Below are 11,660 nucleotides of genomic sequence, written 5' to 3'. Positions count from 1 at the left end.
ACTTATTTCGGTACTTAACGAATATTCATTCACATACAGTGACAATATCCTAAGCCAAACGTTGTTATGCGTGCACTATTCTTTGCACTTGGTTTTATATACGTTATCGACTTTTCGGTCGATTTCAATTTTTAATACGCCATTCTGTGCTATGTAAGCTGATTGCTTTCCTAAGACTTAAAGCAGCTCACACTACACCGTGCGGGCGAAACATTACATTAACACCCGTCACACATCAGGTATACAACTAAACACTGATCTTTGAGTTACAATATTTGAATTAAGTTACATTCTCGTTAAAGTTGCATAAGAAGATATAATTAATCATCTCCATTTATTTTACCCTGTGAATTTAATAAATTCTCGCAATCAATACACCAAATCAACCAGTCGCATAATTAGTCGTATTTTGGTCAAAAAAAAACAGCCTAATGGCTGTTTTTTTTTCAAATAACGTTCAGTTACTTCTCTTTAGGCTTTTTACGTTTATCCGTAATTTCCCACTTACCATCGATGTACAACGCAGTCCAACCAGATGGTTTACCATCCGCTTCAGTACGAACGTAGTTCTCTTTTGTCTTACGACTAAAACGAACGACTGTCGGCTTGCCATCAGGATCAGCAACTGGTGCTGATGTCAGGTATTGGAATTTAGGTGAAATACGGTCTTTAAAACGCACCAGCTCTTCCACTAATGGCGCACGTGTTTCACGTGATTTAGGAAAGTTGCTCGCTGCCATAAATAGACCAGAAGCACCGTCACGAAGTACGAAGTACGCATCTGAGTTTTCACATGGAAGTTCAGGGAAATGCACTGGGTCTTCTTTAGGTGGCGCTACTTCGCCATTTCTCAGAATCTTACGAGTGTTCTTGCAATCTTCACTCGTACAGTCCATGTATTTACCGAAACGACCATTCTTCAGAACCATGTCAGAACCACATTTGTCACACTCAACAAGTGGACCATCGTAGCCTTTGACTTTGAATTCACCGTGTTCAACCACATAACCTTCACAGTTAGGGTTGTTACCACACACGTGCATCTTACGCTTATCATCAATCAGATAAGCATCCATTGCCGTTTCACAAATAGGACAACGCTTTTTCGCTCGAAGTGCTGCTGTTTCAACGTCTTCTTCAAGAACGTTGATAATACCTTCTTCATCACCAAGGTTGATTGTTGTCTTACAACGCTCTTTTGGTGGAAGTGCATAACCAGAACAACCTAGGAATACGCCTGTCGAAGCTGTACGAATACCCATTTTACGGCTACAAGTTGGACACTCAATATCGGTTTCTACGATATGATTTGGCTTCATGCCACCAGCGTCTTCGTCTAGATCCGCTTTTTCCAAATCGCCAGTAAAGTCTTCGAAGAAGTTATCTAGCACGCCTTTCCAGCTTGCTTCGCCTTCTGCAATTTGGTCTAACTTCTGCTCCATACGAGCAGTAAAGTCATAGTTCATTAGATCATTGAAACTGCCATCTAGACGGTCAGTAACAATTTCACCCATCTTCTCAGCATAGAAACGGCGCTGTTCAACTTTTACATAACCGCGATCTTGAATCGTCGAGATGATTGATGCGTAAGTTGAAGGACGACCAATACCGCGCTTCTCAAGCTCTTTAACCAGCGCAGCTTCAGTGAAACGTGCTGGTGGCTTAGTGAAGTGCTGTTTAGGGTCGAGTGCGATTAAGTCTAGCTTTTCACCAACCTGCACAGCAGGAAGAATAGTATCTTCATTTTTGCCCATTGGACGTTGAACGCGAGTCCAACCGTCAAACTTAAGAATACGGCCTTTCGCTTTTAACGTGTACTCATCCGCTTTAACGCTTACTGTCGTTGAATCGTATTGCGCAGGTGTCATTTGACAAGCAACGAATTGATTCCAAATCAGTGAATATAGCTTGTGTGCGTCTGCGTCTACACCGTTTAGGTCTTCCGACTTAACATCTACACTTGAAGGACGAATCGCTTCGTGGGCCTCTTGAGCGCCCTCTTTGCTGCCGTATACAAGTGCTTTAGGTGGAAGATATTGCTCGCCGTACTCAGAACCAATGTATTCACGAGCGGCTTCAACAGCTTCTGAACTCAAGTTGGTTGAGTCAGTACGCATATAAGTGATGTAACCCGCTTCATACAAACGTTGAGCCAACATCATGGTTTTCTTCACGCCGTAACCAAGACGCGTACTCGCCGCTTGTTGCAGCGTAGACGTGATGTAAGGGGCAGACGGCTTACTCTTAGTTGGGCGGTCTTCACGTTTACATACTTCGTATTGAGCTTTTTCTAAAACGCTAACTGCAGCTTGTGTTTGCGCTTCATTATCAGGTTTAAACGCAACGCCGTCTTTCTGAGCGACTTGCAGTCTGAAATCTGTTTTCTCTGCTGTTTTGGTATCAGCATGCACATCCCAGAACTCTTCGGGGATAAAAGCGTTGATCTCGCGCTCACGCTCAACCAGTAGTTTTACAGCGACTGATTGAACACGGCCAGCGGACAGGCCTCGTGCTACTTTCTTCCAAAGCAGTGGTGACACCATAAAGCCAACAACACGGTCCATAAAACGTCGTGCTTGTTGTGCGTTTACGCCATCAATGTTTAGCTCTCCTGGAGTTTCAAAAGCTTGTTGAATAGCATTTTTAGTGATTTCGTTAAAAACCACTCGTTTGTATCGCGTTTCATCGCCACCGATGATCTCACGAAGGTGCCATGCGATAGCTTCTCCTTCGCGGTCCAAATCGGTTGCGAGATAAACATGGTCTGCGTTCTCAGCCAGTTTTTGCAATTCAGCAACGACTTTTTCTTTACCAGGTAAAATTTGGTAGTTCGCTTCCCACTCTTGATATGGGTTGATACCCATCTTTTTAATGAGAGCTTTGCGATCTTTTTCTTTCTTGATACGAGCTTTATCTTCTGGGCTCATACCCTTGGTTGAAACTGCAGCAGCCTTTTGACCAGTACTTTGACCCGCCGTTGGTAAATCACGTACGTGACCTACACTCGACTTAACGACAAAGTCTTTGCCAAGATATTTATTGATAGTTTTAGCCTTGGCTGGCGACTCCACTATAACGAGCGATTTACCCATATTGACTCTAACGTCCTTAATCACGATGCTTCAGCACCAACAATTTAGCTTGTGGGCTTTTACGCATGATATTCTAAATTCATTGCTTCTTTTTTTACTATTGTGCGAGATTACTAGAAGATCAACCGCTTTTTTCAAAATTGGATCTGATCGCTCGACAATTCGACGACTCATAGAGAAAAGGGGCACAATATAAAGAAGCTATAAAGTACTCACTAAGAATACTTGCAAGAGCCTATTCATCAGGCATTACGTCTAAACGGGCTCATACTAAGCTTGTCCGCGAATCTAACGCGAGCCCCATTCAATTATTTTTGCCGTAAATCACAAAATAAATTGTGGATGTTTAAAAAGACTCTATTAATCGGTTGTGAAATCATTGAATTTCTAGTTCGACACCATAAACTCAACGTTATATTCAGTTATCAGAGATAAACTCATGACAAAGAAAGTAATAGCAGAATTTGATTTACTGCTTATCGCAAACCAAATTATCCAATCACATGATGACTACATTGAAGGCATGCGCGCAAACAGCGTAGTAGAAAAAGACGATGTCCTCATCTTCAAAGGTGAATACTTCTTAGACAGCAATGGAATGCCGACAGAGAATACAACCGCAGTATTTAACATGTTTAAATACTTAGCGCACCATCTTTCAAAAGAATTTACGCTTCAGCAATAACGAAAAAGCTTGCCATTTAGGCAAGCTTTTTTACTTCCTGGACCGTTATATGCTTAGCATTTTTATTGACTCAGCATTTTCAGCTTGTCGAAGTAATCAGGGAAAGTCTTTGAAGTACAACCTGGATCATTAATTGTCACAGGTGTATCACTCAACGCCACCAGCGAGAAACACATCGCCATACGGTGATCATCATAGGTATCGATCGCCGCATGTGTCAGTTGAGCAACAGGGTTAACAATGATGTAGTCTTCACCCTCTTCGACTTCAGCGCCGACTTTACGTAACTCTGTGGCCATAGCCGCTAAGCGATCTGTCTCTTTCACACGCCAGTTGTAAACATTACGGATTGCCGTTGTACCTTTAGCAAACAAAGCTGTCGTTGCGATAGTCATCGCTGCATCTGGGATATGGTTATAGTCCATATCAATGCCTTTCAGCTCACCACAACGAGAAATAACGTAGTCGTCACCCCATTCAATTTCAGCACCCATTTTTTCAAGCGCATTAGCGAATTGGATATCACCTTGGATACTGTTTTTACCAATACCCGTTACTTTAATCTCACCGCCTTTAATCGCTGCGGCTGCAAGGAAGTATGACGCAGATGATGCATCACCCTCAACCAAGAAATCACCCGGTGCTGAGTAAGATTGCCCAGTCGGAATTACGAACTCTTGGTAATCGTTGTTGATCACATCCACACCAAATTGTTTCATAATGTGTAGCGTGATATCGATGTAAGGTTTAGAGACCAATTCACCCTCAATTTTGATTGTTACCTCACCGTCAGCTAAAGGCGCAGCCATCAAAAATGCCGTCAAGAATTGGCTAGAGATAGAACCATCGATTGAAACCGTACCGCTTTTAAGGCCAGTACCCGTGATCTTCAATGGTGGGTAATTTTCGTTTTCTAGGTATTCAACGTCGGCGCCGGCTTCTTGCAGTGCAGTCACTAAGTGACCGATTGGTCGCTCTTTCATACGAGGCTCGCCAGTCAGAACATATTCACCACGCCCCAAACAAAGTGCAGCAGCCAGCGGGCGCATCGCCGTACCCGCATTGCCTAAGAAAAGCTCTAGGGCTTTGTCACTTGAGAATGCACCACCCACACCTGTCACTTCACAGACGGTTTTGTCTGCAGACAGCTGATAATCAACACCTAATTGCGTCAAAGCATTCAGCATATGGCGAATATCATCACTGTCTAGTAAGTTTGTTAGGCGCGTGGTTCCCGTTGAAAGTGCAGCCAAAAGAAGTGCACGGTTGGAAACACTTTTTGAGCCAGGTAGATTAACTTCCCCGCTCACTTTTTGAATTGGTTGTAACGTAAGGCTTTCCATTAAATCTTATAGTCCTTGTACCACCCGAAGCCACTGGCGCGTATTTATTTTCGGGTGATGAATAATTCTTCGTACTTGCAGACTAACGAACTTTTCCAATGAACTCCAGAGCTAATCCCCTCGATAAAGGCGATTAATTAGCCAACTAAACACATTTACATACTAGTACGCGAGATCAACTCGAACGCCATCTGAAAAATAGAGAATTCGCACATCATCACCTCGGTTAAACAACATCGAGTTATCGACGTCTTGAATGATGTTAACCAACTTATCATCTTTAGTTTTGACCAATAACTCGACGAGCTTATATTCCACTTTGTATTGTGTGTTACCTCGATTGCGAGCAATCCCGGCGCCCGCCACAGCACCGACGGCCGTTGCGACTTCTTTGCCGGTACCGCCACCAAATTGATTACCTATCAAGCCACCAATAGCCGCTCCTAACAAGGTTTCCCAACCATTCGCTTTCGACTCTACGATCTCTTGTTGGGTAATGTATCTGACCGTGTCAACCTCACCATAAACGACCTCATTGACCGGTCGAGCTTGGTTTCTGTTGTAAGCTGCATTTGCCAACATGGGCAAAACAAGTAAAATCCAAAGCAACTTTTTCATGGTAAAACTCCTAAAGACCTCTTGGTCAGTGATTAATCTGTAACGCGGTACTTATGACTATATACCTAACCGAACTTGATACTACTAGTATAGAGTTTCCTTCGCCTTTCGACGCGCTTGATGAACCTAACGGTCTGCTCGCCTTCGGTGGTGATTTGTCACCCATGCGAATTTTAAACGCTTATAGCCAAGGTATATTTCCATGGTACGGCCCAGGGGAGCCTATACTTTGGTGGAGCCCTGCACCACGAGCGGTATTTAATCCTAAGACATTCGAACCGTCAAAAAGTCTTAAAAAGTTTCAAAGAAAGCATAATTACCGTGTCAGCATTAACCAAGCGACAGACAAAGTGATTGGCTACTGCTCCTCGCTAAGACCCGAAGAAGAAACTTGGCTAAACGGTGACATGCAGTCAGCGTACCGCGAACTTTCTTCATTAGGCTTCTGCCACTCCGTTGAGGTTTGGCAAGGCGACGAGCTTATCGGCGGACTTTACGGTTTGCAAAGAGGCCAAGTCTTTTGTGGTGAATCGATGTTTAGTCTGAAGACCAATGCCTCTAAAATTGCACTGTGGTACTTTTGTGAACACTTTACACGATTCGGAGGAAAGCTCATCGATTGCCAAGTCATGAACCCTCATTTGGAATCCTTGGGCGCTATCGAAGTAGAAAGAGATGAGTTCCTTAGTGCTTTGAAAATACTTAAAGAAAATCAACTTAGCGATGGATGTTTTAAATCACAATGGCTAGAGGGAACGCCTTCATGAGTTCAGATTTACAACAAATCAGAATTGGATTGACCGATAACCATGCTTGCAGCTACCTGCCACATCTTCAAGAAAGAGTGGCGGTCACGCTTGATGAGCACATGCATACTTCAGATAATTATGAAGTCCTGCTCGCCAACGGATTTCGCCGCAGTGGAGCGACCATTTATAAGCCACATTGCGATAATTGCTCTGCGTGCCAAGCTATTCGCCTCTCGATTCCCGAAGTCAAGTTTTCCAAAAGCCAACGACGAATCCTCAACAAAGCCAAATCACTACGTTGGGAATTGAAAGACGAGATGGATGACAACTGGTTTGACTTATATAGTCGCTATATAACCGCTCGTCACCGTTCCGGAACCATGTATCCCCCAAAAAAAGAAGAGTTTCTACAATTCTCTAAAAATGAATGGCTTGCCACAAAGTTCATGCACATCTATGATGATAGCCAGTTAGTCGGCATCGCCGTCACTGATGTGATGTCTCACTGCACAAGCGCATTTTATACCTTCTTCGATCCTGATATCGACATCTCTATGGGAACACTAGGTGTTCTGTTTCAAATCCAGCACGCCCAGAAAGAACAGAAACAGTGGTTATATTTGGGTTATCAAATCGATGAATGTCCTGCGATGAACTATAAAGTACGATTTCAACGTCATCAAAGGCTAGTAAATCAGCGGTGGCAAGGGTAGAATACGCGACAACTTTACATATTTTGATTTTAACGGCACAATCAAGCCGTTGAAAACCGCCAAATTTCGAAAGAGGATTAGATGGCTAAAGAAGACGTAATCGAGATGCAAGGCACTGTCCTTGATACTCTACCAAACACGATGTTCCGTGTTGAGCTTGAAAACGGTCACGTAGTGACAGCACACATCTCTGGTAAAATGCGTAAAAACTACATCCGTATTCTTACTGGTGATAAAGTAACTGTTGAGATGACTCCATACGACCTTTCTAAAGGCCGCATCGTCTTCCGTGCTCGTTAATTTTTAATTACCGAATACGATAAGAAGCGGAGCTTGATGCTCCGTTTTTTATCGACCAAACAAATACTAAAGAAACACCTGGTTAGCTCTCCAAGAGCCCCAACAATACCTTCAGTCTCTCGTAACATTCCCCTGCAATACACTTCCTAATAACTGTATCACCAATAACAGTGTCACCAATCGCTGTTTGTATATGCGTAGGTTAGCCAGCATAAACGGTTTATAGTCAAACAGTGCCACAACCCAATCCACAGCTTTCTCTTTGTTTCAGCTACTCTATAACTAAAAAAAACGCACAACCGAAGTCATGCGTTTATTATCGTGATTAGCTGTACCGAGCTCTCAATAAGCCGTCAGCAACAGCTTAAGCAGTTAAGAAATAGGCTTAATGCATAACCTCTTCTTTAGCACCAACATAGATGAAATCTAGATCGTCCTTAATCAGGGATACTTTAACCGTACCGCCGTCAACCAAACTACCAAACAGCAACTCATTAGCAAGAGGTTTTTTAAGCTTCTCTTGAATCACTCGTCCCATAGGACGCGCACCCATAGTCTTGTCATAACCTCTTTCAGCTAACCAATGACGAGCATCCTCAGAAACTTCTAAAGACACGCCTCGAGCGTCCAGTTGAACCTGAAGCTCAACAATGAACTTGTCGACAACTTGGTTAATCACACTTGGATCAAGGCTGTTGAACCAAATGACATTATCAAGACGGTTACGGAACTCAGGAGTAAATACCTTCTTGATTTCGCCCATCGCATCTGGCGCATGATCTTGTTGGATCAGGCCGATCGATTTTTTCTCGGTTTCAGCCACACCTGCGTTGGTCGTCATCACTAGAATCACGTTGCGGAAGTCCGCTTTGCGACCATTGTTGTCAGTTAGCGTGCCGTTATCCATCACCTGCAGTAGCAAGTTAAAGATATCTGGGTGAGCTTTCTCGATTTCATCCAGTAACACAACAGAGTGCGGGTTCTTGATTACGGCATCAGTTAGTAAGCCACCTTGATCGTAACCAACATAACCAGGAGGCGCACCGATCAAGCGGCTCACAGAGTGACGCTCACCGTACTCAGACATGTCAAAGCGCAGAAGCTCAATACCCATCAACTTAGACAGCTGAACAGTCACCTCTGTTTTACCGACACCAGTAGGACCAGCAAACAAGAATGAACCAACAGGTTTATTGTCTGCACCCAATCCAGCACGGGTTAGCTTAATCGCTTCACTCAATACATCGATTGCAGGGTCTTGTCCGAATACCAACATTTTCATGCGGTCATCCAGTTTCTGTAGCGTATCTTTGTCTGAAGATGATACTGACTTCTCAGGAATACGAGCCATTTTCGCAACCATTGACTCAATATCAGCCACGCTTACCGTTTTCTTTCGACGGCTTGCTGGTGCCAAACGACTACGAGCGCCGGCTTCATCAATCACGTCAATGGCCTTATCTGGAAGGTGACGTTCATTAATGTATTTAGCTGACAACTCCACAGCGGCACGCAACGCTTTATTGGTGTAACGCACTTCGTGGTGAGCTTCGTATTTTGGCTTCAAACCGATTAGAATCTTGGTTGTGTCATCTAGCGATGGCTCGATAATATCAATTTTCTGGAAGCGACGAGCTAAAGCACGCTCCTTCTCAAAAATGCTGCTGTACTCTTGGTATGTCGTTGAGCCGATGCAACGTAATTTACCGCTGCTTAGTAGTGGCTTAATTAAGTTTGCCGCATCAACCTGACCACCCGATGCTGCACCTGCACCAATAATGGTGTGGATCTCATCAATGAATAGGATTGCGTCTTCTTCTTTCTCTAGTTGCTTAAGAATCGCTTTAAAACGTTTCTCAAAGTCACCACGGTATTTGGTCCCAGCTAGAAGTGAACCAATATCTAAAGAATAAATCACACTACTCTGAATGATTTCAGGTACTTGACCTTCAACAATACGCCATGCAAGACCTTCCGCGATGGCGGTCTTACCCACACCCGCTTCACCCACTAACAGAGGGTTGTTTTTACGACGACGACATAGAACTTGAACCGTACGCTCAAGCTCTTTATCACGCCCGATAAGCGGGTCGATATTACCTTGTTTCGCCACTTCGTTAAGGTTAGTTGCAAAATTTTCTAGACGATCTTCAGAGTTAGCTTCTTCTGCATTCTCTGCGCCACCAAATGAATCAGACGGTGATGAACTATCACCTTCGTTACTGGCTTTGGTAATGCCATGAGAAATAAAGTTAACGATATCTAAGCGGCTAATATCGTTTTTCTTGAGTAAATATGCCGCGTGAGATTCTTGCTCACTGAAAATAGCCACAAGTACATTTGCACCTGTAACTTCGCTACGACCTGAAGACTGAACATGAAAAACAGCGCGTTGAAGTACTCGTTGGAAGCTCAGTGTAGGCTGAGTCTCACGAGTCTCGTCACTTTCAGGGATAAGTGGGGTCGTTTGATCGATAAAAATATCGAGCTCATTGCGAAGAGCATCGAGATCAGCCTGACAAGCTTGGAGCGCTTCCTTGGCCGCATCATTTTCTAATAATGCTAGTAGGAGGTGTTCGACAGTCATGAATTCATGTCGCTTGTCTCGCGCACGAGCAAATGCACCATTTAAACTTGTCTCTAATTCTTTATTTAGCATAAGTACCTCCTAAGGGAACAACAGTGTTGTTCGAGCAATTTATACTTGCTCCATTGTACATAGTAGCGGATGCTCATTTTCCTTTGAGTACATCTTTACTTGCGCTACCTTTGTTTCCGCTATTTCAGCACTGTATGTGCCACATATAGCTTTACCTTCATAATGAACCTTGAGCATCACTTCCGTTGCTTGTTCGATATCTAGTGAGAAGAATCGCTCTAGGATCTCGATTACAAAGTCCATAGGCGTGTAGTCATCGTTATTCAATACAACGTTATACATCGCCGGTGGCTTTACTTTTGTCTCTTCTTTCTCCAGTAAATCTGAGCCTGGAGATGCCCATTCAAAGTTTCTGCTCATATCGCTTTGCTAAGAGTTATTTTTCGGAAGTCGTGAGTGTTACGTCATTCAAATTTACCACATTCACGCATTACGGTGTACTAAGAAACTGCACCGAGAAACAGTACCAAAAAATATTCCTCTATACTGAGCCTAATCCACCATTTCCATCGCTGCAAATAAAAGATCTCTATTAACAGGATTAACATATGTGATTGATTAAAAAGACACCATAACTATTGATGTTAACGATAAGATTACCGCTAAGTTACTATTTAGTTAATAGTTTGCAGTTAATCTCGAATGTGATTTGTTATTAAAATTGATCACTTTTATACCAATTTACTATTGACTGCGCTCAATCATTAGCTACATTGGAGCTAAAAGGTTTTTCTGATACAACTTTATAACAAGATTCAAAATCGAGTAATACGCGTTAAGAATGAACAATAAGGAATAATTACGCAGGGTAGCGTTAATTTCCGTAAGCAATGTATGAGATTCAAGCTATCAGCTGAAATTCTTTAGTTGGTAGGAATGATATCAATCGCACTTACAACAATTGATATAACAACGTTAGTAACAAAATGCATGAGGGATGTATAGCATGGCTACAGGTACAGTAAAATGGTTTAACAACGCCAAAGGGTTTGGCTTTATTTGTCCAGAAGGTGAAGACGGCGATATTTTCGCGCACTACTCCACAATACAGATGGAAGGTTATCGAACCTTAAAGGCAGGTCAGCAGGTCGACTATGAAGTAGAAAGTGGACCTAAAGGCTCGCACGCTAGCTCTGTTGTTCCTGTAGAAGGCAGCGCCGCTAAATAGGCGATGGCCAAATCATGTTGACCTCCATCAGTCCTAATTAACGGCTGACAGGTAAGCAGAATATTGAAACCGCTCATTTGATACCCCTAATACAGGATTAAATGAGCGGTTTTTCGATCTAGAAGCTATAACGTTGCTCACAATACGATTCGCTCGAGGATGTTTGCCCCAAGGTACTTCTGAGTCTAGGTCTAGGTCTAGGTCTAGGTCTAGGTCTAGGTCTAGGTCTAGGAAAGCATTATGAATAAAAAAAGACGCTTTAACGTTATCGTTAAAGCGTCTTTCGTTTTGTATTGGTCTATGACTTAACTGTCATACCAAGCCACTCGTTAG

General features: G+C 43.1%; 10 protein-coding genes. 5 read left to right on the top strand and 5 right to left on the bottom strand.

All coding sequences use genetic code 11. The features are described 5' to 3' along the window. Nucleotides 1-461: 461 nt before the first annotated feature. A complete protein-coding gene (topA, locus tag AACR09_RS04395; RefSeq protein ID WP_017095683.1) occupies nucleotides 462-3,092 on the bottom strand; it encodes a type I DNA topoisomerase in 2,631 nt (876 codons plus the stop codon). Nucleotides 3,093-3,531: 439 nt separating this feature from the next. Here topA and AACR09_RS04390 point away from each other — a divergent pair, with 439 nt between their 5' ends. Then, complete coding sequence (locus tag AACR09_RS04390) at nucleotides 3,532-3,777, top strand: YciN family protein (RefSeq protein WP_004736440.1); 246 nt, start codon at nucleotides 3,532-3,534, stop codon at nucleotides 3,775-3,777. Between the two features lie 62 nt (nucleotides 3,778-3,839). On the opposite strand, the gene aroA is transcribed toward AACR09_RS04390, so the two are convergent. Both aroA and AACR09_RS04380 read right to left on the bottom strand, forming a co-directional pair. Next, complete coding sequence (gene aroA, locus AACR09_RS04385) at nucleotides 3,840-5,120, bottom strand: 3-phosphoshikimate 1-carboxyvinyltransferase (RefSeq protein WP_108161194.1); 1,281 nt, start codon at nucleotides 5,118-5,120, stop codon at nucleotides 3,840-3,842. Between the two features lie 162 nt (nucleotides 5,121-5,282). Next, nucleotides 5,283-5,738 (bottom strand): outer membrane lipoprotein, encoded by a 456-nt coding sequence (locus AACR09_RS04380; RefSeq protein ID WP_193836051.1) that lies wholly within the window; start codon nucleotides 5,736-5,738, stop codon nucleotides 5,283-5,285. Between the two features lie 53 nt (nucleotides 5,739-5,791). On the opposite strand from AACR09_RS04380, the gene aat reads away from it, so the two are divergent. The 3 genes from aat to infA all read left to right on the top strand — a co-directional run bounded on the left by aat (nucleotide 5,792) and on the right by infA (nucleotide 7,500). Then, nucleotides 5,792-6,505, top strand: a complete 714-nt coding sequence (gene aat / locus AACR09_RS04375) for a leucyl/phenylalanyl-tRNA--protein transferase (protein WP_017078161.1) — start codon at nucleotides 5,792-5,794, stop codon at nucleotides 6,503-6,505. Then, a complete protein-coding gene (locus AACR09_RS04370; RefSeq protein WP_004736551.1) occupies nucleotides 6,502-7,200 on the top strand; it encodes an arginyltransferase in 699 nt (232 codons plus the stop codon). Before aat ends, AACR09_RS04370 begins: the two co-directional genes overlap by 4 nt. Before the next feature lie 81 nt (nucleotides 7,201-7,281). Then, nucleotides 7,282-7,500 (top strand): translation initiation factor IF-1, encoded by a 219-nt coding sequence (infA, locus tag AACR09_RS04365; RefSeq protein WP_001040192.1) that lies wholly within the window; start codon nucleotides 7,282-7,284, stop codon nucleotides 7,498-7,500. A 385-nt stretch (nucleotides 7,501-7,885) separates the two neighbouring features. On the opposite strand, the gene clpA is transcribed toward infA, so the two are convergent. Beyond that, nucleotides 7,886-10,159, bottom strand: a complete 2,274-nt coding sequence (clpA, locus tag AACR09_RS04360; RefSeq protein WP_004736550.1) for an ATP-dependent Clp protease ATP-binding subunit ClpA — start codon at nucleotides 10,157-10,159, stop codon at nucleotides 7,886-7,888. Nucleotides 10,160-10,198: 39 nt separating this feature from the next. Further along, nucleotides 10,199-10,519, bottom strand: coding sequence for an ATP-dependent Clp protease adapter ClpS (gene clpS / locus AACR09_RS04355; RefSeq protein ID WP_004736549.1), 321 nt, complete (start codon nucleotides 10,517-10,519; stop codon nucleotides 10,199-10,201). A gap of 586 nt (nucleotides 10,520-11,105) precedes the next feature. On the opposite strand from clpS, the gene cspD reads away from it, so the two are divergent. Next, the gene (gene cspD / locus AACR09_RS04350; protein WP_004736548.1) at nucleotides 11,106-11,327 is read left to right on the top strand and encodes a cold shock domain-containing protein CspD; all 222 of its coding nucleotides are present in this window, start codon (nucleotides 11,106-11,108) and stop codon (nucleotides 11,325-11,327) included. Nucleotides 11,328-11,660 lie beyond the last annotated feature (333 nt).

It is taken from the genome of Vibrio sp. OPT20 (genome assembly GCF_963889365.1).
GTDB lineage: Bacteria > Pseudomonadota > Gammaproteobacteria > Enterobacterales > Vibrionaceae > Vibrio > Vibrio splendidus.
The sequence above is the reverse complement of the archived record's forward strand: the minus strand, read 5'-3'. Positions and strand labels throughout refer to the sequence as shown.